The following is a 21,892-nucleotide window of genomic DNA, read 5'->3' as shown; positions in this document are numbered from 1 at the left end:
ACATGCAGCTCGGCCTAGTAGGACTCGGCCGTATGGGCGGCAACATGCGGGAGCGGTTGCGTTCGGCCGGGCACGAGGTGGTCGGCTTCGACCACAACGCGCAGATCAGCGACGTCACGACCCTCGCCGGCCTGGCGGAGAAGCTTGAGTCGCCGCGCGCGGTCTGGGTCATGGTGCCCGCCGGTGTCACCGACGCCACGATCGACGAGCTCGCCGAGGTGCTCGGCGAGGGCGACATCATCATCGACGGCGGCAACTCGCGTTTCAGCGACGACGCCCCCCGCGCCGAGCGGCTCAACCAGCGCGGCATCGGTTACATGGACGTCGGGGTCTCCGGCGGCGTCTGGGGCCGGCAGAACGGCTACGGGTTGATGGTCGGCGGCGCCCAGGAGCACGTGGACCGCCTGATGCCGATCTTCAACGCGCTCAAGCCGGAGGGCGAGTTCGGCTTCGTGCACGCCGGGCCGGTCGGCGCCGGGCACTACTCGAAGATGGTGCACAACGGCATCGAGTACGGCCTGATGCACGCCTACGCCGAGGGCTACGAGCTGATGGCCGCCTCGGAGCTGGTGACCAACGTGCCGGGCGTCATCAAGTCCTGGCGCGAGGGCACCGTCGTCCGTTCCTGGCTGCTTGACCTGCTGGACCGGGCGCTCGACGAGGACCCGGAGCTGGCCGACCTGAGTGGCTACACGGAGGACACCGGCGAGGGCCGGTGGACGGTCGACGAGGCGGTCCGGCTGGCCGTTCCGCTGAACGTCATCACCGCTTCGCTGTTCGCCCGGTTCGCCTCGCGGCAGGACGACTCGCCCGCCATGAAGGCCGTCTCCGCGCTGCGTCAGCAGTTCGGTGGCCACGCCGTCCACAAGCGCTGAGCGGTATCCACAACCTGTGTACGTTCACCGGCTGGAACTTGTCGACTTCCGCTCGTACGAGCGGGTGGCCGTCGACCTCCAGCCGGGGGCGAACGTCCTGATCGGCGCCAACGGCGTCGGCAAGACCAATCTCGTCGAGGCGCTGGGCTACGTGGCGACCCTGGACTCACACCGGGTCGCCACCGACGCCCCGCTGGTCCGGATGGGCGCCACGTCGGCGGTGATCCGCTGCGCGGTGGTGCACGACGGCCGCGAACTCCTGGTCGAGCTGGAGATCGTGCCCGGCAAGGCCAACCGCGCTCGGCTGGGCCGCTCGCCGGCGCGGCGGGCCCGGGACGTGCTCGGGGCGCTGCGACTGGTGCTGTTCGCCCCGGAAGATCTTGAGCTGGTCCGGGGCGACCCGGCCGAGCGCCGCCGCTACCTGGACGACCTGCTGGTCAACCGCCAGCCCCGGTACGCGGGCGTGCGGGCCGACTACGAGCGGGTCGTCAAGCAGCGCAACGCCCTGCTGCGCACCGCGTACCTGGCCCGCAAGACCGGTGGGTCCCGGGGTGGTGACCTCGGCACCCTCGCCGTCTGGGACACCCACCTGGCCCAGCACGGCGCGGAGCTGCTCGCCGGCCGCCTGGAGCTGGTGGCCGCGCTCACCCCGCACGTGGCCAAGGCGTACGACGCGGTGGCCGCCGGTCGGGGCGCGGCGAGCATCGCCTACCGGCCGTCGATCGAGCTGGCCGAGCCGACCACCGACCGGGCCGCTCTGGCCGAGGCGCTGACGGCGGCCCTGGCCGCGTCCCGCTCCGCCGAGATCGAGCGGGGCACCACACTGGTCGGCCCACACCGCGACGAGTTGGCCCTGAGCCTCGGTCCGCTACCTGCCAAGGGGTACGCGAGCCACGGCGAGTCGTGGTCGTTCGCGCTCGCGCTGCGGCTGGCCGGGTACGACCTGTTGCGCGCCGACGGCATCGAGCCGGTGCTGGTGCTCGATGACGTCTTCGCGGAGTTGGACACCGGCCGCCGGGAGCGGTTGGCGGAACTGGTGGGCGGGGCGAGTCAGCTGCTGGTCACCTGCGCGGTGGACGATGACGTGCCGGCCGCGCTGCGTGGCACCCGCTATCAGGTCGGCGAAGGGACGGTACGCCGTGTCGGATGAGCCACGCCCCAAACGACCAGCGGCCGGCGACGGCCCGGCAGCGCGTACCCCGAAGGCGGCGGAGGGAGCGGCGGGCGGTGAGCCGGCGGCGGCCGCCAGCGGGCCGGAGCTGGCCCGGGCGGTGCTCGACGCGGCGCTGTCCCGTCGGCAGGCGGCGGCCCGCGCCCGGCGTTCCCCCGGCGGTGGCGACGCTGCCGGCGGCTCGGGGCGGCGGTTGCGCGGCTACTCCGGTCCCGGCCCCGACCCGCGTGATCCACAGCCACTCAGTGCGGTGCTGAACCGGCTGGTGAAGGCGCGTGGCTGGCAGCAGCCGGCGGCCGAGGCCACCGTGTTCGGCGCCTGGGAGCGGGTCGTCGGCGGAGAGGTGGCGCAGAACAGTCGCCCGGTGAAGTTGGAGAACGGCGAGCTGACCGTGGAGGCCCGTTCGACCGCCTGGGCCACCCAGCTGCGGCTGCTCGCCGGCTCGTTGCTCAAGCAGATCGCCAGCGAGGTCGGTCACAACGTGGTGCGCAAGCTGCACATCCACGGCCCGGCCGCGCCCTCCTGGGGGAAGGGCCCACGCCGGGTACGCGGCCGGGGCCCGCGCGACACCTACGGCTGAGTCGGCCGTTCAACCGCGCCGGGCCGCCTCGCGGGCTGCCCTCTTGCGCTCCCGCTGCTCCCGGGTGAAGCGCTTGCGCTCGGCCAGGTCGTGTTTCCACGCCTCGCGGGCCTCGGCCGAGCCGCCCTGCACCGCGCCCTGCACACCCTCGGCCGGGCCGGCGAGGTGCCGGAAGGCCCAGCGCATCAATCGGCCGCCCTCGCCGGGGGCCCTGGTGACCGCGCCGTCCTCGCTCATCTGCCGCCCTCTTTCCCGCGTCGCCTCGTCGGTGCTCGCCCGTCGCACGAGCAGACCATTGGGGTACCAATGGTTGGCGCACCAATTATCGGTACGATAGTCATCGTGCGCAGAGAGGGCAACCGATGAGCGAACGACCGGACGGCGTCGACCCGCTGGCCCTGGAGCAGCAGGTCTGTTTCGCCCTCTCGGTCGCCGCGCGCAGCGTGGTGGCCGTCTACCGGCCGCTGCTGGAGCCGATGGGGCTGACCCATCCGCAGTACCTGGTGATGTTGGCGCTCTGGCAGCACGCGCCGTTGTCCGGTCGCGACCTCAGTCGCCTGCTCCAGCTCGACCCGGGCACGCTGTCACCCCTGCTCAAGCGGCTGGAGGCGGCCGGCTACCTGCGCCGGGAACGCGACCCGAGCGACGAGCGCAGCCTCGCCGTCACCCTCACCGCCAGCGGTGCCGCGCTGCGGAGTCAGGCCGAGCTGATCCCGGCCGCGATCGTGCAGCGGCTCGGGCTGCCCGTCGAGGACCTGCAACACCTGCACGCGGTGCTCACGCAACTGATCTCGGCCGCCAACCGACCGGCCGCCGCGGAGACCGACGCGGCGACTCAGGCGTCGGCGTAGACGGCGAACCCGCGCTCGGCGCAGCGCCGGTAGAACGCCGCCAGCACGCCCAGCTCTGCGCAGGTGAAGTTCCACTGCGGCGGGTCACCGCGCTCGTCGCGCAGCGCGTCCAGCCGGCTCTCCAGCCAGCGCAGCTGCTGCTCGGCCAACCGACCGTCGCCGAGCAGGGAGCGCAGCACGGTGCTCACCGACTCGAAGGTGACCGCTTCGCCGTTCGGGCGGTGCGCGGCCACGAAGCGCTCGATGCCGCTCGCGATCCAGGAGCACCCGTCCGGGTCGATCACCGGGTCCTCGTCCTCGGCGGCGGCGTCTGTGGCATACAACACACCTTCGAGGCCGAGCAGCAGATCCACCAACTCGGTGTACGCGGTCGCCCGGATGGTGCCGGTCTTCGCGATGAGCTCGGCCAGCGCCGCGGTCGGCGCGGAGATCCGCGGCAGATCGACGATCTCGCCGAAGTCGACGAACTCGGCCGGCGCGACCGGATCGTAGAAGCGGCCGGTCCGCGGCCAGTGCACCGCGACGTTGTCCAGCCCCATCTGTCACCTCTTAAAGAGCACGTGTCGGGTCGATCGGGTCGATCGTCCCGGTTCCAACCGGTAAAGATCAAGGCTGGTTCCGGGGCGCCGCAAACGTACGGCACGGACGCTTCGGCCGCGACCCCCGACCCGCCCGACCGCGGGTCAACCCGTTCCGGGGCGGCGCGTGCGATGGGGGCCTGGCGTGTGGGGGGAGTCGTGGGCGGCGGGGTTCTGCCGGCTATGGACTTCTCAGCCGCCTCTCTGAGGGTGCCGAGTGGTGGTTCTGTCCTCCGGGCACAGTAGGATTGACAGCGAGACGAAGACCCGGTGCGGGAGTGGGACGGGGCCGGTGGCCCCAGATTCATTCTCGACGTCGGGTCGAGCCGATCGCGATCCGCGGGCAACCGCGGCGACCGGCGCGTTCGACCCGCTGTCCGGAGGTCTCCGGCACCGGTCCGCGCGCCGACGTCGCGTCCTGTCCGCCGAACCCGCGCCCGACGCGCCCCTACCGGCGCGGCTGACGCGAGAAAGTGGCCGAGGGTGGCAGCGCAGGACAAGCAGGAGTACGGCGCAGAGTCGATCACCGTTCTCGAGGGGCTGGAGGCGGTTCGCAAGCGGCCCGGTATGTACATCGGGTCCACCGGCGAGCGCGGTCTGCACCACCTCGTGTGGGAGGTCGTCGACAACGCGGTCGACGAGGCGCTGGCCGGATACTGCGACACCATCGACGTGGTGCTGCTCGCCGACGGCGGCGTCCGGGTCACCGACAACGGCCGTGGTTTCCCGGTCGACCTCCACCCGAAGCTCAAGAAGCCCGGTGTCGAGGTCGCGCTGACCATCCTGCACGCGGGTGGCAAGTTCGACGGCAAGGCGTACGCGGTCTCCGGCGGTCTGCACGGCGTCGGTGTCTCCGTGGTCAACGCGCTCTCCACCAAGATGTTCGTCGAGATCCACAAGTCCGGCTCCGTGTGGCGGCAGCACTACACCAACTCCAAGCCCGGCTCACTGGAGAAGGGCGAGACCACCGACCGCACCGGCTCGGCGGTCTCCTTCTGGCCCGACCCCGACGTCTTCGAGACCGTCGACTTCGACTTCCAGACCATCTACCGGCGGCTGCAGGAGATGGCCTTCCTCAACCGTGCCCTCCGCATCCACCTGCTCGACGAGCGGGTGGCCGAGGAGGAGGACGGCCGGCAGCGCGAGGTCACCTTCTATTACGAGGGCGGCATCGCGGACTTCGTCCGGCACCTCAACGCCTCGAAGAGCCCGATCCACAAGACAGTGGTCGAGTTCGAGGCCGAGGAGGAGGGCATGTCCCTCGAGATCGCCATGCAGTGGAACGAGTCGTACGGCGAGTCGGTCTACACCTTCGCCAACACGATCAACACCCACGAGGGCGGCACCCACGAGGAGGGCTTCCGGTCCGCGCTGACCAGCGTGGTCAACCGGTACGGCACCGACAAGAAGCTGCTCAAGGGCGACGAGAAGCTCTCCGGTGAGGACATCCGCGAAGGCCTCGCGGCGATCATCTCGGTCAAGCTGGCCAATCCGCAGTTCGAGGGCCAGACCAAGACCAAGCTGGGCAACACCCCGGTGAAGAGCTTTGTGCAGCGGGTCTGCAACGACCGGCTGGTCGACTGGTTCGACCGCAACCCGGCCGAGGCCAAGATGATCATCACGAAGGCCTCCCAGGCGGCCCGGGCCCGGATCGCCGCGCAGCAGGCGCGCAAGCTGGCCCGGCGCAAGTCGCTGCTGGAGTCCGGCTCGATGCCGGGCAAGCTGGCCGACTGCCAGTCGACCGACCCCCGCGAGTCCGAGGTGTTCATCGTCGAGGGTGACTCGGCCGGCGGCTCGGCCAAGCAGGGCCGCGACCCACGGACCCAGGCGATCCTGCCGATCCGCGGCAAGATCCTCAACGTGGAGAAGGCCCGGATCGACCGGGTGCTGAAGAACAACGAGGTCCAGGCGCTGATCACCGCGCTGGGCACCGGCATCCACGACGACTTCGACATGGAGAAGCTGCGGTACCACAAGGTGGTGCTGATGGCCGACGCGGACGTCGACGGCCAGCACATCCAGACGCTGCTGCTCACCCTGCTGTTCCGCTTCATGCGTCCGCTTGTCGAGATGGGGCACGTCTACCTGGCCGCCCCGCCGCTCTACAAGATCAAGTGGAACAAGAAGGGCGACGACGCCCAGTACGCGTACTCCGACCGCGAGCGGGACGGCCTGATCGCGCTGCGCCAGCAGAAGAAGCCGAACGCCAAGCCGGACGACATCCAGCGCTTCAAGGGCCTCGGCGAGATGAACTATCCCGAGCTGTGGGAAACCACGATGAACCCGGCGACGCGTACCCTGCGTCAGGTCACTCTCGACGACGCGGCGACCGCCGACGAGTTGTTCAGTGTGCTGATGGGTGAGGACGTCGAGGCGCGCCGGTCGTTCATCCAGCGCAACGCCAAGGACGTGCGGTTCCTGGATATCTGACGGACTGCGGTGGATCGGCCGGGCAGTGTCCGGCCGATCCGGCGGTCCACAGAGTTATCCACAGCTTGGCCGGTATCCACAGCCGTTATCCACAGCACGAAAACGACTCTGAGTCTGATAAGGGTATACAGTGACCGATTCTCCCGAGTCCACACCGAACGAGCCCGAGGTCCCCGCCGAGGCCATCGCCGCGGTGGTCGCGCACGACCGGATCGAACCGGTCGGGCTCGAGGTGGAGATGCAGCGCTCCTACCTCGACTACGCGATGAGCGTCATCGTCGGTCGCGCACTGCCGGACGTCCGGGACGGCCTCAAGCCGGTCCACCGCAAGATCCTCTACGCGATGTTCGACTCCGGCTACCGCCCGGACCGCGGCTACGTGAAGTGCTCCCGCGTCGTCGGTGACGTGATGGGTCAGTTCCACCCGCACGGCGACTCGGCGATCTACGACGCGCTGGTCCGGATGGCGCAGCCCTGGTCGCTGCGCTACCCGCTGGTCGACGGCAACGGCAACTTCGGCTCGCCGGGTAACGACCCGGCCGCCGCCATGCGATACACCGAGTGCAAGCTCGACCCCCTCGCCATGGAGATGCTGCGGGACATCGACGAGGACACCGTCGACCTGCAGGACAACTACGACGGCCGGGCCAAGGAGCCCACCATCCTGCCGTCGCGGATCCCCAACCTCCTGGTGAACGGCTCCGAGGGCATCGCGGTCGGCATGGCCACCAAGATCCCGCCGCACAACCTGCGCGAGATCGGCGCGGCGGTGCAGTGGTGCCTGGAGCACCCGGAGGAGGACGAGGAGACCACCCTCGAAGCCCTGCTCGGCATCGTCAAGGGCCCGGACTTCCCGACCCACGGCCTGATCGTCGGCACCACCGCCATCCAGGACGCGTACCGCACCGGTCGCGGCTCGATCCGGATGCGCGCCGTGGTGGAGGTCGAGGAGGACAAGCGGGGCCGCCCCTGCCTGGTCGTCAGCGAGCTGCCCTACCAGGTCAACCCGGACAACCTCGCCGAGCGGATCGCCGAGCTGATCAAGGAGGGCAAGCTCGCCGGCATCGCCGACATCCGCGACGAGTCCTCCGGGCGTACCGGCATGCGGATCGTGCTGGTGCTCAAGCGCGACGCGGTCGCGAAGGTCGTGCTGAACAACCTCTACAAGCACACCCAGCTCCAGGAGACCTTCGGCGCCAACATGCTGGCCCTGGTCGACGGCGTGCCGCGCACGCTCAACCTGGCGCAGTTCATCCGCTACTACGTCGAGCACCAGATCGACGTGATCCGGCGGCGGACCGCGTTCCGGCTGCGCAAGGCCGAGGAGCGGGCGCACATCCTGCGCGGCCTGGGCAAGGCGCTGGACGCGCTGGACGAGGTGATCGCCCTGATCCGGCGCTCGCCGACCGTGGACGACGCGCGGCAGGGCCTGATCCGGCTGCTGGAGATCGACGAGATCCAGGCGACCGCGATCCTGGACATGCAGCTGCGCCGGCTCGCCGCCCTGGAGCGGCAGCGGATCGTGGACGACCTGGCCAAGCTCGAGATCGAGATCGCCGACCTCAAGGACATCCTCGCCAAGCCGGAGCGGCAGCGGAAGATCGTCTCGGAGGAGCTGGGCGAGATCGTCGCCAAGTGGGGCGACGACCGCCGGACGCAGATCATCCCGTTCGACGGCGAGGTCTCGATGGAGGACCTCATCGCCCGCGAGGACGTGGTCGTCACGATCACCCGCACCGGGTACGCCAAGCGGACCAAGGTTGACCTGTACCGCTCGCAGCGGCGCGGCGGTAAGGGCGTCAGCGGTGCCACGCTGCGGCAGGACGACATCGTCAGCCACTTCTTCGTCTGCTCGACCCACGACTGGATCTTGTTCTTCACGAACAAGGGCCGTGTCTACCGGGCCAAGGCGTACGAGTTGCCGGAGGCCAGTAGGGTAGCCAAGGGCCAACACGTGGCCAATCTGCTCGCCTTCCTACCCGACGAGCAGATAGCGCAGATCATTGAGATCCCGAACTACCAGGTAGCCCCCTATCTGGTACTGGCCACGAAGAACGGCCTGGTGAAGAAGACGCGGCTCGAGGAGTTCGACTCCAACCGTTCCGGCGGCATCATCGCGATCAACCTGCGCGATGAGGACGAGCTGGTCGGTGCTGCGCTGGTTGCGCCGGAGAACGACCTGCTGCTGGTCTCGAAGAAGGCGCAGGCGATCCGGTTCAACGCCTCGGACGAGGCGTTGCGGCCGATGGGCCGGGCCACCTCGGGTGTGATCGGCATGCGCTTCACGGACGACGACGTCCTGCTCGCCATGGAAGTCGTGCGGGAAGGTTTGGACGTTCTGGTGGCCACGAACGGGGGATATGCGAAGCGCACCCCGATTGAGGAATACCCGGTGCAGGGCCGGGGAGGTAAGGGCGTGTTGACCGCGAAGATCACCGAACGGCGCGGTGGTCTGGTTGGCGCGGTGGTGATCGATCCGGACGACGAGCTGTTCGCGATCACCAGCAATGGTGGTGTCATTCGGACTCCGGTGAAGCCTGTACGCCGTACGCGTGACCGGAACACAATGGGGGTCAAGCTGATGGACCTCCCGGACGGCGTGACTATCGTGGCGATTGCTCGCAATGCCGACGAGCCTGACGAACAGGACTAGTTGAATGACGGAGACACAGGCGAAGTCGGGGAACACGGGGACCTCGGCCAAACCGGTCGACGAGGAGGCCGCCAAGGGCGGCACACCAGCGACCGGCCGCGCGGCCGTGGGCCGGGCGACGGTCCCCGCCGACGCGCCTGCCCCGAAGTTCACCAGGGCTCCAGGTATGACACCCCCGCCGGAGCAGCCGGGCGAGGATGGCGGGTCGGGCGAGAAGACCGAGGCGCCCAGCGCCGAGGCACCGACGTCGGCCGCCGCCAATCCTCCGGGTCCGGCGGCGGCACCCTCGGCCCGTCCGACGACCACCCAGCCGATCGGCGTCCGGCCCGGTCAGGCGGCGTCAACCGGGTCCACCGGCACCCAGCCGCGGATCACACCCGGGATGACCCAACCGCAGCCGGATACCGCGCGTCCCGGCGTTGCCGGCCGCCCGGCCAGCGGCGGTGGCCTGCCACCGGGGATTGGCAACGCGTCCGCCGTCGGGGCCGCCCGCGTCGGTGACGCGGTGCGCGCGGCGCGTACGTCGGTCAGCTCGGCCGCCTCCCGCGGGCCGCGCCGGGCCCGGCTGAACCTGAAGCGGATCGACCCGTGGTCCGTGATGAAGTTCGCATTCGCCGTGTCGGTGGTGCTCTTCATCGTCGTGGTGGTCGCCACCTCGGTGCTCTACCTGGCGCTGGACGCGATGGGTGTCTTCGAGAGCGTCAACGGAAGCCTGAGCGATCTGGTCAACGCCGGCGGCGGGCAGAGCACCAGCGGCTTCCAGATCACCGCCAAGGGCGTGATTCTCAGCTCGGCGCTGATCGGGCTGGTCAACGTGGTGCTGTTCACCGCGCTGGCCACGCTGGGCGCGTTCGTCTACAACGTCTGCGCCGACCTGGTCGGCGGGATCGAGCTGACTCTCGCCGAGCGGGACTGAGTGACCGGGACGCCGGGGCACCGCGGAAAGCGGTCGCTCCGGCGTCCCGTACTCGGGTAGGTTTTGCAGGCGGCGACGGGCCCGGCTCGCAGGCGCGGACCCCGATTTGGGGCCGGCAGAGCGGATGGGTTAATCTTGCTCGTCGCAACGCGGGGCTATAGCTCAGTCGGTTAGAGCGCAGAGCTGATAACTCTGAGGTCGATGGTTCGATTCCATCTAGCCCCACCGCATGTCGTCCGACGGTAGTCGAGCTTGAGGGGTTGCCCCATGTTCAAGAAGCTGCTGATTCTGGCTGGCGTCGTCGGTGTGGCCGCCGTCGTGTTCAACAAGATCAAGGCATCGAACGACGAGCGTGCCCTGTGGCACGAGGCGACCACCGCGCCCGACCTGCGCTGATCGTTCGGCTCAGCGACGAGGAATCGTCGCCGCGGCCACTCACGGGGCCCTAGCTCAACTGGCAGAGCACTGCCTTTGCAAGGCAGGGGTTAGGGGTTCGAGTCCCCTGGGCTCCACCAGCACCTTTTGCCAGCTGCCATCATCCATGGATGAGCGAACAGTCACCGGCGATCACCATGCACATCTACTGCCGGATCGACGTGATCGTCACTGATCCCTCTGCCGTGACCGGCCACGCGGTTGCCGATCTGCGCGCCGCCGACATCGACTGGTCCACTGAGGACGACGACGTCGACACAGCCGCCGAGGAGCTGGGGGCCGATCTCACCGCCTCGCTGGCCAGTGTCGCGGACATCAGCCGGCTCGTCGACGACATCCCTGGTGTGGAGTTCAGGGGCGGCCACTGCTGGGCCGAGCAGGGCCCGGCCCGGGATCCTTTCCACGCCGACGAGCGGTAACAGCGAAGCAGGCGGCATGGCGGTGACCGACCGGGGTAGGAGAAACGGCAACAACCCCCCGGAAGTGAGGTGTCAGACCAATGCCTACGGCACGCGAGATCATGACGAACGACGTGACCTGTGTCCGCGAGCAGGACGACTTGAAGTCGGCCGCGAAGCGGATGGCCGAGCTGGGGGTCGGCGCTCTGCCGATCTGCGGCGACGACAACCGACTCAAGGGCATGCTGACCGACCGCGACATCGTGGTGAAGGTGCTGGCCGAGGGTCGCGACCCGGCCAACGTGACGGCCGGTGAGCTGGCCCAGGGCGAGGCGGTGACCATCGGCGCGGACGACGACGCGGCCGAGATCCTGCGCACCATGGGGCAGCACAAGGTACGCCGACTGCCGGTGATCGATGGCCACGAGCTGGTGGGCATCGTGGCGGTGGCCGATGTGGCCCGATCCCTGCCGGAGCGCCCCGTCGGCGACCTCATCGAGGCCATTTCCGAGCGCAGCTGACCATAGCGCCTGTCAATGATCGCCGCCGCCGGTTCGCCGGGCGGCGGCGATTCGCGTAGGCCGGCGACCGGCAGTGCGGTCAGGCGTGTGTGAGCGGGACGGTCTCACCGCGGGCGATGGTGCGCACCTGCTTAGCCCAGCCACGGCGGCGGGCCTCGTCGACGAAGTGCGCCAGCGGGGAGCGGAACACCGGGTAGTCGTCGTAGTGGATCGGCACGGTCAGCTGCGGACGGACCAGCTCCACCAGGTCCGCACCCTGGCGGGCGTCCATGGTGAGCAGGATCCCGGCGACCTTCGTGCCGCCGAGGTGGATCAGCATCGCGTCGATGTCCGGAAAGCGTTCGGGGATGGCGCTGAGTAGCGGCCGGTTGAGGGTGTCGCCGGTGACGTAGAGCCGGAACTCCCGCCGCCCGGAACGCTCCACGTCGATCATCGTGCCCATCACGTCGGGCATCAGCCGGTCAAGCGCACCTGGGCCGTGCTGCCCGGGCATCGAGGTCAGGCGCAGGGTCGTACCGTCGCGGTGCAGCTCCCGGGACGACCACGTCGGCAGGCCCTGGGCGGCCCGGAAGCCCCAGCGGCGCAGCTTTCGTTCCGCCGCGGGGGTGGTGACGATGGGCAGCTCGCGGTCCAGATCCCGACGGGCCACCCGGTCGAAGTGGTCGCCGTGCAGGTGGGAGAGGACCACCGCGTCCAGTTCTGGGAGTTGGGCGATCCGCAACGCCGGGTCCGTGCGCCGGCGCGACCACAACCCCTTGCCCAGGTACGCCCGCTGACCCCGGTGAAGGAAGTTCGGGTCGGTCAACAGGGTGAAGCCGCCGATCCGCAGCACCGTCGTCGCGGTACCGATGAACGTCACCTGCGGTTGCTCCGCCATCGTGGCCACCTCCTCCGGCTTCGGTACCCCGGTGAGCCGTCGGCATGCGGCTCAGCCGCTGAAGCCGCTCATGAACCGGCCAGAGCACGCGGGTGGGTTCAGGGGTCGGAGCGCGCGATCCGGACGGCGACGCCGTCGAGGATCAGCTCCAGCCCGAGGGAGAAGTCCGCGTCGGCGATCGCCGCGTCGGGGGTGTCGGATGGTGGCGCCTCGAACAGCGTCGAGGAGAACAGCCGGGCTGTCTCGGGGAAGCGGTCGGGGTCGACGAGTCGCGCAAGCGCCCGGCCGTAGTCGCGTTCGGCGTCGGCCTGACCCTGGCCGGCGGCCCTGCCCTCGGCGAGTTCGCCGTACTGCCGTACCGACTGGACCACGTAGCCGCTGATCAGTGACATCGCACCGATCTTGTGCGCCCAGTCCAGGGGGGTGCCGGACATGACCGCCAGCGCGGCCTCCATCCAGGCGATCTGGTGCGGACCGGAGGGCGGTCCGGCGGCGGGCACGCGCGTCAACCACGGCCGACGCTGAAGCACCGCCCGGTGCGCGAAGGCCCAACGGCGCAGCCCTTCCCGCCAGTCGGCGGCGGCGATGTCCGGCGGTGGGCCCAGTGCGGCGTCGGCCATGAGGGTGAGCAGTTCGTCCTTGGAGCCGACGTGCCGATAGAGCGACATGCTCGTGAAGCCGAGGCTCTTGGCGACCTTGGGAAGCGTCACGCCGTCGAGCCCGTCGCGGTCGGCGATCTCCACCGCCGCGGCGACCACCACGTTGACGTCGAGGGACGCGGGCCGTCCGAGGCGCGACGACTCTGACATGCCCCACAGCCGGCGCAGTGGCGCCGGAACGAAATCGTCGCTGGTCATGGGCTCCCACGTTCGCCCGGAAGGTTACGTCAACATCATGACAGACAGGATTAGTGTACGAGTGATACTTTCTCTCTGAAACTAATGTCGAGTCACGGGGAGACGACCATGAGCGTTGACACCGCACCGCGGACATCGAGAGGGCCGGTGCTGCGCGCCGAGCGTGCCCTCGCGCCGGACCTGGCCCGAGGAGCGATGCTGCTGATCATCGCGCTGGCCAACGTCGCCGGAGTGGTCTTCGCCGGCGAGCCCGGTCTCGACGCCACGCCGGAAGGCGTCGACCGAGGCCTCAACTTCCTGCTCTTCGAACTCGTCCACGCCCGCGGCTATCCGGTCTTCGCGGTGATGTTCGGCTACGGCCTCGTCCAACTCGCCCGCCGTCAGGACGCCTCCGGTGCCACGGCGAAGCAGGTCCGCTCCGTGCTGTTGCGTCGTAACCTCTGGCTATTCGTGTTCGGCTTCGCGCACGCCGCGTTGCTGTACTACGGCGACTTCCTCGGCGCGTACGGGATCGTCGGGATCGCGATGACCCTGTTGCTGCTGCGCCGCGGCGACCGGTTCCACCGCGTCGTGCTGGTGCTCTGGGCGCTCGCGGCGGTCGAACTGCTGGTCATCGGCGTCATGGTGGTGAGCGGCATCCTCGGCGGGTCGAGCGGGTCGGCGCCGCTGCCGTCGGGCCACGTCGACTCCCTCGCCGCGACCGACTACGTCGCGTCCGTGCTGGACCGCCTCGGCGAATGGCCGGTGCACACGCTGACCGTCCTGCCCTTCATCATGATCGCCTGGCTGGGCATGTGGGCCGCTCGCCGCCGCGTCCTCGAAGAGCCGGCCCGGCACCGGACCCTGCTCACCTGGACCGCCGTCCTCGGCCTCGGCAGCGCAGTCGCCGGCGGCCTCCCGGCCGCCCTGGTCAGTGCCGGATGGCTGCACGTCGACGAGTCGGCGGCCGGTCTGATGCTGCTGCTCCACGGGGCCAGCGGCATGTTCGCCGGACCGGGTTACGTGGCCGTCTTCGGCCTGATCGCCATGCGAGTCACCCGATCCGGCCCGGTCGTCGGCGCTCTCGCAGCCCTGGGCCAGCGTTCCCTGTCGGGATATTTGTTCCAGTCCGTGGCCTGGCTCGTCCTCTTGGCGCCCTACACGCTCGCTCTCGGCGACCGGTTCGGCAGCCCCACGGTGACCGGTCTGATCATCGCGGTGGCCGTCTGGCTCGCCACCGTCCTGATCGCGCGTCAGCTCGACAAGCGCAAGCGGCCCGGCCCCGCCGAGATCGTCCTGCGCCGCCTGACCTACGGGCCACGGGCGTGATCGCCGCCGCATGAAGCCGCCTCGGTGCTGGTGGGGCGCGGACCACCAGCACCGAGAAATCGGCTTCCACCCGGCACCGCGCGCCGCCGGTCAGTCGGCGGAACCACCGTCCGCCGCAGGCCCGGCACCGGATCCGGTCCGGTTGGGGCGGGCTGCCGGGAGACGTTCCACCAGCTTCGTGAGCGCGCCGTTGGCGAAGGTCGCGCCGAGCGCCGACCCGGCCCCGATGGTCCAGCCCACCGGCCCGAGCGGGGTGCAGCCGAAGAACTGGCTCACCCCCGGCGTCTGCACCACCACGACCAGCACGCCCAGGGACGCCGCCGTGGAGGCCAGCACGGCCGGGCTGGTGCCGCCGGCCAGGATGGTCTGCCCGAGTTGGGTGCCGACCAGGGAGACCAGGGCGACGGTGCCGGCCCGCTGACGGCGTCCGGTGTAGCGGGCCAACGTCCAGCCCGCGGTCGCGCCCAGCGTGGTGGCTGCCGCCCGCAGCCCGATCTCCCTGGTGAGGCTCTCACCGAGCGCTGTGTCGGGGCCCTCCCGGAGCAGCGCGTCGGTGCGGTCCGACGCGGGTGGCCGGACCGCGATGGCGAGCGCCGGTGCGAGGTCGGTGAGCAGGTTGACCAGCAGCAGTTGTCGTCCGGTGAGCGCGGAGCGGCCGGTCGCCGCGGCGGTGAGCACACTGAACGCGATCTCGCCGAGGTTGCCGCCAACCAGGATGCTGAGCGCGTGCCGCACCGACGACCACATCGCCCGTCCTTCGATCAGGGTCGCGATGATGGTTTCCAGCCGGTCGTCGGTGACCACCAGGTCGGCTGCCGCGCGGGCGGCCGGGGTGCCCCGTTGGCCGAGGGCGATGCCGACGTCGGCCAGCCGGATCGCCGGCGCGTCGTTGGCACCGTCGCCGGTCATCGCCACGGTCCGGCCGCACTTCTGCAACGCCTGGATGATCCGCACCTTGTGGGCCGGAGTGCAGCGGGCCACCACGTCGGTGTTGGCCAACCGCTCGGCGAGCGCGTCGTCGTCCAGTTGGTCGAGTTCGCCGGCGGTGACCACCCGCTGCTCGTCGTGCTCGCTGATGGTGGCGGCGATCGCCTCGGCGGTGGCCGGGTGATCACCGGTGATCATGATGGTGTGCACACCGGCCTGCCGGATCCGGCGTACCGCCGGGGCGGCGCTCTCCCGGACACCGTCGGCGAGGGCCAGGAAACCCACGAAGGTCAGCCCTCGAACGTCCCCGTCCGTCACCTTCGGGTCGTTCACCGGGCACTCCGCGACGGCCAGGATCCGGTTTCCGGCCCCGGCCCGATCGGCGAGCATCCGCTCCAGCTCGGCACGGCCGGCGTCGTCCAGCGGCTCCTGACGACCGTCGGTGCGCCGGGACGAACAGCGCGGCAGCACCGTTTCCGGCGCGCCCTTGACGCTCAACAACAGCTGACCATCGGTCTGCCCGATGCTCGCGTGGTAGCCGCGGGACGGCTCGAACGGCAGCCCCCCGGCGGCCCGCCACCCGGCCGCACCGGTCTGCTCCACCACCCCGGCCTCACCGGCACCCCGCCGGACCGCCCGGTCGGTCTGCAACGCCAACTCCTCCGGATTCTTCGCGGCGGGGGTGGCCCGCAGCGCCGCGGCCAGCGTCATCCGGAGTCGGTCGTCCAACCGGTCCACCGGCGCGTACCGGTCACCGACGCCGTCGCCGACCCCGGCGAGCAGCAGCTTGCCCTCGGTGAGGGTGCCGGTCTTGTCGAAGCAGAGCACGTCCACCCGGCCCAGCGCCTCGATGGTGCGCGGGTTACGCACCAACGCGCCGTGCTCGGCCAGCCGCCGGGCGGCGGCCAGCTGCGCCGCACTGACCAGGAACGGCAGCCCTTCCGGCACCGACGCCACGGCGAGGTTCGCGGCGGTCGCCGCCGTTTCGGCCAGGGGTACGCCCCGAAGCAGACCCGCGCCGGCCACCGCCACCGCGGAACCGGCCGCCACCGGGATGGCGGCGCTGGTCAACGAGCCGAGCCGAGCCTCCACCCCACTGGTCGGGGGTGCCTGCCGTACCAACGCCAGGCTGCGCCCGGCTTCGGTGTCGTTGCCGGTCGCCACCACCACGGCGGTGCCGTGCCCGGCGGCGACGGTGGTGCCGTCGTAGAGCATCGAGTGGCGGTCGGCGATGGCGGCGGCGACCACCGGTCGGTTGGACTTGGCGACCGGCAGCGACTCGCCGGTCAGCGACGACTCGTCGGCCTCCAGGCCCACCGACTCGAGCACCCGGCAGTCGGCGGGCACCGAGTCGCCCGGTTCGAGGGTGATGACGTCCCCGAGGACCAGGTCTTCGGCGGCGAGAAGCTGCTCGGCGCCGTCCCGACGGACCCGTGCGGTCACTGCCGACCGCGACAGCAGCGCCGCCAGCGACCGCTCCGTGTTGCGCTCGTGCACCGCCCCGATCAGGGCGGACCCACCGACCACGCTGCCCACCAGCGCGGCGTCGACAAGCGAGCCGAACGACGCGGAGAGCACCGCCCCGGCGACCAGCACCGGAGTGAGCGGGTTGGACAACTCGTCCACGAAGGCGCGCAGCAGTCCACCACCTCCAGGTGCGGCGCCGCCGTTGTCACCGGAGCCGTGGCGTCGGCGCTGCGCTTCGGCGCTGGCCAGCCCGTCCGGGGTGGAGCGTAGGTGGTCGAGCACGGTACCGACGGGCATGAGGTGCCAGGCGGTTGCCACCGGCGCCGGGGTGTCCGACTGGTCGTGCAACCGGCGGGCCTGCCAGACCCCGTTGGCGAAGGCCAACCCGGCCGCGCCGTTGACCGCCACCAGCGCCCGGTGTGGCAGTTGGGGCGGCGGGGCCGTGAACGCCCCCAGCGCCCCGAGACCGGTGCCGGCCATGGCCAGCCGGATGTTCTGCTGAGCCGTGCGCCGGGCCACCCCGGTCGCCTCGATCACCAGCGTCACCACCCGCAGGTCGGCGCCGACCAGCAGGTGCGCGCCCCACGGCGGCAGCTCCTCCGGCGCGGCGAACCCGAGACCGCAGTCGGACGCGCCGAGCGCCTTCCGGTCCGCGGAAACCAGCATCACCACCGCGCCGTCGCGCTGCAACGTGCGTACCGACTCGGCCAACTGGTCCCCGCCGGGCAGCATCGCGTCGGCGAAGCCGTACCGCTGCTCGTCACCTCCGGCGACGACCAGCCGTAGGCCGGCGTGTCGGGCGGCGGCGGGCAGGCCGTCGACGCCCGGCGCCGGTTCCGGTTCGACCCGCAACAGGGCGGCGAGCCGGTCGCCGTGGGCGAGGCCGAGGAGTTGGCCTCCGGCGGAGCGCAGCCGGGCCGCGTCCGGGATGTCGTCCGGATCGCTCGCGGGCATCCGGTCCAGCGGCGCGAGCCGCCAGCCGTCCGCCGCACGGGAAGCGGCCGGGTCGTCCGGGTCGAACAACGCGAAGGCCCGCTCGGCCACCTGGTCGACGTCCGCGTCGGACGCCGGCGCCAAATCGGCCAGTACGCCCCGGTCCGAGCCGAGCACCGCGGCGTCGAGCACGAGCGTGTCGATCCGGTCCAGTTCCCGCAGCACACTCCGGTCCATGGCGATCACGCCGCGTCGGGCCAGCATCCGGCCGAGCTGAGCCGCGTACCCCTCGCGGCCACTGCCGGGCGCCTTGGGTAGCGCGGACAGGCCCAGCGCGATGGCCCGCTTCGGCCCGGCGAACGGCGCCGCCGCCGCGCCGGCGGCCGTGCCCGCGGCGAGCATGCGGTTGACGTACCGCTCGACCGGGCCGTCCGGCTTCGGCCGTGGGCGGTCGATCACCGGCCAGCGGGCGGTGGCGCGTTCGGCGTCGCCGGTCAGTCGTGGCTCGGCCCGCTCCCAGGCGGAGAGTTGGGCCCGCGCCTCGCCCCACTGCACCACCCGCTGCGCACCGTCCAGGACGATCCCCGTCCAGCGGCCGGTCAGGCCCTGCACCACGGCCTCGGCCAGTGGAAAGAGGAGGTCGGCGCGCGGGTCGGAGCGCAGCCGCTTGCCGATGAACTCGTGCACCTTCGGCTGAAGATCCACTGCGGAGAGCAGGCCGGCCACCTCGCCGGGCAGCGGCGCGAACGGGAGGATCCGGGTGGCCGCCGAGAGCGTCAGACCCAGCGCGTCCGAGGCGAGTGCGCCGAGGGTGCGCGGGGTGCGCGGCCCTTCCTCCGGTGGGTGCGGCGGTGGGATCTCCGGGTCGGGTTCGTGGTCACAGGTCCGCTCGACCCGTTCGATCGTGGCGATCAGGTCGCGCATCGTCGGCTCGGGGGTCTGGACGGCGACCACCACCCGGCCGGAGGGTGCGTTGACCCGGGCCCAGGCAACCCCGGGCATCCGCTCCAGCGCGCCCTCCACCTGACGGGCCAGCCGGTTTCCGCCGTCCTGGCAGACACCGTGCACCTCGATGTGGTGGCGGCCCGGCCGGGACCAGACCCGACGCCGCGTCAGCCCGGCCGTCCGGGCCAGCCGGGTCGCGGCCGAGCTGACCGTCCGGGACGCCTCGCCGATCAGGTGCGGTACGCCGAAGGACGGCAGGATGCGGCCGGCAGCGCGACCCGCCGCCGTCATCGAGGCGTACGGCTGGACGGGCCCCTGTTGCCGCTGGTCCTGACCTTGGCCATGTCGTCCTCCCACCGCACTCACGTCCGGCGGCCTGGCTTCCCGACCTGCCATCCGTTATGCCCCGTGAGCGGCGGAATTTTCCGCCGTCGCTGGCGCATGGACGGGGTGGGCCGTGGAAACCGACGACCATCACCGGACATGGGGAGGCCGGCATGAGCACGCTGACGCGACATCTCAACGGTTCACGGGAGAACGTCAAGATGTACAGCCGGCGGGTTCAACTGCCGATGCTGGGTGAGGTGGCGGTGCCGCCCCCGGACAAGGTCGCCTACTACGCCGGGCTGGGGGTGCTCGCCGCGCTACAGGTCATCGAGTGGCCGATCGCCGTGGTGATCACCGCTGGTCACCTGCTGGCAGACCAACATTTTTCCGGACTGGTGCGCGGTGTCGGACAGGCGCTGCAGGACGCCTGATGAGAGCCGGCTCACCTGACGGTTGACCTGAATCAGGGTTGAGGTCGCATGCTCGGTCGATGCCGAGCACAGTTGTCACCGCCGCACCCGCCGCACCCGGACTCTTCGCACCCCGGCTGCGCGCGATGACGGTGGGCAGCGTCGCGTTGATCTCACTCCTCGCGTTCGAGGCGTTGGCGGTCGGTACGGCGATGCCGACCGTCGCGCGCAGCCTGGACGGGTTGGCGCTGTACGGAATCGCGTTCGGTGGCCCGTTCGCCACCGGTGTGCTGGCCATGGTGGTCTCGGGCATCTGGTGCGACGCCCGGGGTCCACGGGGGCCGATGTGGCACGGCGTTGGGTGGTTCGTGGTCGGGTTGCTGATCGCCGGGACCGCCCCCGTGATGAGCGCCCTGGTCGTCGGGCGGGTCGTGCAGGGTTTCGGTTCCGGGCTGCTCTCGGTGGCGCTCTACGTGATCGTCGGGCACGCGTACCCGCAGGAACTGCACCGGCGGATCTTCGCGGCGTTCGCGGCGGCGTGGGTCGTACCGTCGCTGGTCGGGCCGGCGGTCGCCGGCCTGATCGTGCAGCACGTGCACTGGCGGTGGGTGTTCCTGGCGGTGCCGGCGGTGGCCGTGCCGGCGGTGCTGCTGATCCATCCCGGCCTGCGGTCGCTGGCCCAGAGTGCGGCAACGAGCCCGCCGGCGGGTGCGGCCGCGCGGATCGGTTGGGCTTGCGGGGCCGCGGTGAGTGCCGCACTGCTGCACATCGGGGGACAGCAGCGCGGCGCCACCGCCCTGGTGCTGGTGGCGTTCGCCGTGGTCGGCCTGTTGGTCTGTGCGCCGCGCCTGCTGCCGGCCGGGTTTCTCCGGGCCGCGCGAGGGTTGCCCACCGTCGTGGGGCTGCGTGGCCTGGCGTCGGCGGCGTTCGTCGGTGCCGAGGTGGTCATCCCGTTGATGCTCTCCCGGGAACGGGGTCTCTCGCCGACCGCGGCCGGGCTGGTTCTCACCGTCGGCGCGCTGGCGTGGTCGGCGGGTTCCTGGTTGCAGGGCCGGATCCCGGTGCCGGCGTCGCGCGCCAGCCTGCCGCGCGCCGGGCCGATCTGCATCACCGTCGGCACCGCGACGGTCGCGCTGGCCGTCCGGCCCGAGCTGCCGGTGGCCGTCGCCGTGCTCGGCTGGGCGGTCGCGGGTCTGGGCATGGGGCTGCTCTATCCGTCGTTGTCGGTGCTCACCCTGGAGTTGTCCGCGCCTGGTGAGCAGGGCCGCAACAGCTCGTCACTGCAACTGAGCGACTCTCTCTTCGCGGCGACCGTGCTCGCGCTGACCGGGGCCGTGTTGGCGGCGGGAAGTGCGCCAGGCCCGGCCAGCTACACGACGACGCTGGTGGTGACCGCGGGGTTGGCGCTGCTCGGGGCGCTGCTGGCCGGCCGGGTCGTGGTGGGCGGGGGCGTGCGGCCGGCCGGGTGATCCGTGGATTCGGCCGCCTCCCGTGGGCCGACCACCTGGCCGACACGTACGGGGGAACCGGGCGGAAATGAGAGCAACAACGGTTCACGTTCGTCTTACCGTGACGCCATGTTCGCTGTCGTCACCACGGTGATCCTCTACGTCTTCGGCTTCGTCTTCCTCTACGGCGTGATCCGGCTGGGTGTCCGGCACGCGTTCGAGGATCTGGAGCTGCAACGGGCCAAGGCCCAGCGCGAGGAGGAGTTGGCGGCTGCCCGCGACCGCTCCTTCATGCGCGACAACGCTTTCCTCGCCGGCAGTTGAGCGCCGGATCGATCCGGCCCGGGCCGGTGGCGTCGCCGGGCGGCCGGGGAGCCGCCGGGCGGTTCAGCGCCGCGGATGCGAGGATCGCACCCGTGATGGGAACGCTGAAGACCGAACCGGCCCGCGCCCGCCTGGATCTGCTCGCCCCGCCGGTCGCGGAGGCCATCGCGCAGTGGCCGGTCGAGGCGCCGGTGGACGTCAACGACGTGCTGGTCGCGCCGATCGACGCCGACCTCGCCGACACGGCGGCCTTCTGCGCCGCGTACGAGGTGGGGCTGGACGTGTCGGCCAACTGCGTCGTGGTGGCGGGCAAACGCGAGGGCGTGGTCCGCTACGCGGCCTGCATCGTCCTGGCCACGACGCGGGCCGACGTGAACGGGGTGGCTCGCCGGGCGCTGGACGTCCGCAAGGCGAGCTTCGCTCCGATGGCCGACGCGGTCGAGTTGACCGGCATGGAGTACGGCGGCATCACCCCGATCGGCTTGCCGGCGCAGTGGCCGATCCTGGTCGACGCGCGGGTCATCGCCACACCGCACGTGATCATCGGGTCCGGCGTACGGCGCAGCAAGATCGCGCTGCCGGGGCCGGCGTTGGGCGCGCTGCCGGGAGCGCAGGTGGTGGAAGGGCTGGCCAGGCCGGCCTGACCAGCCATCGGCATCGA

Annotated in this window: 20 protein-coding genes and 2 tRNA genes; 17 read left to right on the top strand and 5 right to left on the bottom strand. The window is 71.0% G+C overall.

The window, feature by feature from the left end:
* Positions 1-2 precede the first annotated feature (2 nt).
* From gnd to ACIBD9_RS15760, 3 genes are read left to right on the top strand one after another with little or no spacing between them, the layout of a single operon-like run.
* Positions 3-875, top strand: a complete 873-nt coding sequence (gene gnd, locus ACIBD9_RS15770) for a phosphogluconate dehydrogenase (NAD(+)-dependent, decarboxylating) (protein WP_112583933.1) — start codon at positions 3-5, stop codon at positions 873-875.
* A 16-nt stretch (positions 876-891) separates the two neighbouring features.
* Positions 892-2,025, top strand: coding sequence for a DNA replication/repair protein RecF (gene recF / locus ACIBD9_RS15765; protein WP_396718152.1), 1,134 nt, complete (start codon positions 892-894; stop codon positions 2,023-2,025).
* Complete coding sequence (locus tag ACIBD9_RS15760; RefSeq protein WP_396718149.1) at positions 2,015-2,626, top strand: DUF721 domain-containing protein; 612 nt, start codon at positions 2,015-2,017, stop codon at positions 2,624-2,626. Before recF ends, ACIBD9_RS15760 begins: the two co-directional genes overlap by 11 nt.
* A 9-nt stretch (positions 2,627-2,635) precedes the next feature.
* Here the strand turns inward: ACIBD9_RS15760 and ACIBD9_RS15755 are convergent, their stop codons facing one another.
* A complete protein-coding gene (locus ACIBD9_RS15755) occupies positions 2,636-2,863 on the bottom strand; it encodes a hypothetical protein (RefSeq protein ID WP_396718146.1) in 228 nt (75 codons plus the stop codon).
* A gap of 125 nt (positions 2,864-2,988) precedes the next feature.
* On the opposite strand from ACIBD9_RS15755, the gene ACIBD9_RS15750 reads away from it, so the two are divergent.
* Positions 2,989-3,477, top strand: a complete 489-nt coding sequence (locus tag ACIBD9_RS15750; RefSeq protein WP_396718143.1) for a MarR family winged helix-turn-helix transcriptional regulator — start codon at positions 2,989-2,991, stop codon at positions 3,475-3,477.
* Here ACIBD9_RS15750 and ACIBD9_RS15745 read toward each other — a convergent pair.
* Positions 3,462-4,016, bottom strand: a complete 555-nt coding sequence (locus tag ACIBD9_RS15745; protein ID WP_238657701.1) for a hypothetical protein — start codon at positions 4,014-4,016, stop codon at positions 3,462-3,464. The two genes, ACIBD9_RS15750 and ACIBD9_RS15745, sit on opposite strands and share 16 nt — an antisense overlap.
* A 522-nt stretch (positions 4,017-4,538) precedes the next feature.
* On the opposite strand from ACIBD9_RS15745, the gene gyrB reads away from it, so the two are divergent.
* From gyrB to ACIBD9_RS15705, 8 genes are all read left to right on the top strand, one after another.
* A complete protein-coding gene (gene gyrB / locus ACIBD9_RS15740) occupies positions 4,539-6,485 on the top strand; it encodes a DNA topoisomerase (ATP-hydrolyzing) subunit B (RefSeq protein ID WP_238657700.1) in 1,947 nt (648 codons plus the stop codon).
* A gap of 130 nt (positions 6,486-6,615) precedes the next feature.
* Positions 6,616-9,138 carry a DNA gyrase subunit A gene (gene gyrA / locus ACIBD9_RS15735; protein ID WP_124776802.1) on the top strand — a complete coding sequence of 841 codons (2,523 nt, stop codon included), beginning with the start codon at positions 6,616-6,618 and terminating at the stop codon, positions 9,136-9,138.
* Between the two features lie 4 nt (positions 9,139-9,142).
* Positions 9,143-10,054 carry a DUF3566 domain-containing protein gene (locus tag ACIBD9_RS15730; RefSeq protein WP_396718138.1) on the top strand — a complete coding sequence of 304 codons (912 nt, stop codon included), beginning with the start codon at positions 9,143-9,145 and terminating at the stop codon, positions 10,052-10,054.
* Between the two features lie 151 nt (positions 10,055-10,205).
* Positions 10,206-10,279, top strand: a tRNA-Ile gene (locus tag ACIBD9_RS15725).
* Between the two features lie 42 nt (positions 10,280-10,321).
* Positions 10,322-10,450 (top strand): DLW-39 family protein, encoded by a 129-nt coding sequence (locus ACIBD9_RS15720; RefSeq protein WP_209444550.1) that lies wholly within the window; start codon positions 10,322-10,324, stop codon positions 10,448-10,450.
* Between the two features lie 43 nt (positions 10,451-10,493).
* Positions 10,494-10,569: transfer RNA gene (locus tag ACIBD9_RS15715), tRNA-Ala, on the top strand.
* Between the two features lie 30 nt (positions 10,570-10,599).
* Complete coding sequence (locus ACIBD9_RS15710) at positions 10,600-10,908, top strand: hypothetical protein (protein WP_396718136.1); 309 nt, start codon at positions 10,600-10,602, stop codon at positions 10,906-10,908.
* A gap of 80 nt (positions 10,909-10,988) precedes the next feature.
* The gene (locus ACIBD9_RS15705; protein ID WP_091396513.1) at positions 10,989-11,408 is read left to right on the top strand and encodes a CBS domain-containing protein; all 420 of its coding nucleotides are present in this window, start codon (positions 10,989-10,991) and stop codon (positions 11,406-11,408) included.
* 79 nt (positions 11,409-11,487) lie between these two features.
* Here the strand turns inward: ACIBD9_RS15705 and ACIBD9_RS15700 are convergent, their stop codons facing one another.
* Together ACIBD9_RS15700 and ACIBD9_RS15695 are read right to left on the bottom strand one after the other, a co-directional pair.
* On the bottom strand, positions 11,488-12,285 hold the full coding sequence (locus ACIBD9_RS15700; protein ID WP_396718134.1) for an MBL fold metallo-hydrolase: 798 nt from the start codon (positions 12,283-12,285) through the stop codon (positions 11,488-11,490).
* Positions 12,286-12,383: 98 nt separating this feature from the next.
* Positions 12,384-13,142, bottom strand: a complete 759-nt coding sequence (locus ACIBD9_RS15695) for a TetR/AcrR family transcriptional regulator (protein WP_396718132.1) — start codon at positions 13,140-13,142, stop codon at positions 12,384-12,386.
* 108 nt (positions 13,143-13,250) lie between these two features.
* On the opposite strand from ACIBD9_RS15695, the gene ACIBD9_RS15690 reads away from it, so the two are divergent.
* The gene (locus ACIBD9_RS15690; RefSeq protein WP_396718130.1) at positions 13,251-14,450 is read left to right on the top strand and encodes a DUF418 domain-containing protein; all 1,200 of its coding nucleotides are present in this window, start codon (positions 13,251-13,253) and stop codon (positions 14,448-14,450) included.
* A 90-nt stretch (positions 14,451-14,540) separates the two neighbouring features.
* On the opposite strand, the gene ACIBD9_RS15685 is transcribed toward ACIBD9_RS15690, so the two are convergent.
* On the bottom strand, positions 14,541-19,013 hold the full coding sequence (locus ACIBD9_RS15685; RefSeq protein WP_396718444.1) for an HAD-IC family P-type ATPase: 4,473 nt from the start codon (positions 19,011-19,013) through the stop codon (positions 14,541-14,543).
* Positions 19,014-19,219: 206 nt separating this feature from the next.
* Here ACIBD9_RS15685 and ACIBD9_RS15680 point away from each other — a divergent pair, with 206 nt between their 5' ends.
* From ACIBD9_RS15680 to ACIBD9_RS15665, 4 genes are all read left to right on the top strand, one after another.
* Entirely contained in the window at positions 19,220-19,480 is a 261-nt protein-coding gene (locus ACIBD9_RS15680; RefSeq protein ID WP_396718129.1) for a hypothetical protein, read from the top strand.
* 59 nt (positions 19,481-19,539) lie between these two features.
* A complete protein-coding gene (locus tag ACIBD9_RS15675; RefSeq protein ID WP_396718127.1) occupies positions 19,540-20,928 on the top strand; it encodes an MFS transporter in 1,389 nt (462 codons plus the stop codon).
* A 108-nt stretch (positions 20,929-21,036) separates the two neighbouring features.
* Positions 21,037-21,231, top strand: coding sequence for a hypothetical protein (locus ACIBD9_RS15670; protein WP_030331904.1), 195 nt, complete (start codon positions 21,037-21,039; stop codon positions 21,229-21,231).
* A gap of 95 nt (positions 21,232-21,326) precedes the next feature.
* Positions 21,327-21,875, top strand: a complete 549-nt coding sequence (locus tag ACIBD9_RS15665) for a YbaK/EbsC family protein (protein WP_396718441.1) — start codon at positions 21,327-21,329, stop codon at positions 21,873-21,875.
* Positions 21,876-21,892 lie beyond the last annotated feature (17 nt).

This window comes from Micromonospora sp. NPDC050784 (genome assembly GCF_044456765.1).
In the GTDB taxonomy this organism is placed as follows: domain Bacteria; phylum Actinomycetota; class Actinomycetes; order Mycobacteriales; family Micromonosporaceae; genus Micromonospora; species Micromonospora foliorum.
Note: the sequence above shows the minus strand (reverse complement) of the source record. Positions and strands in the feature narration are given on the sequence as shown.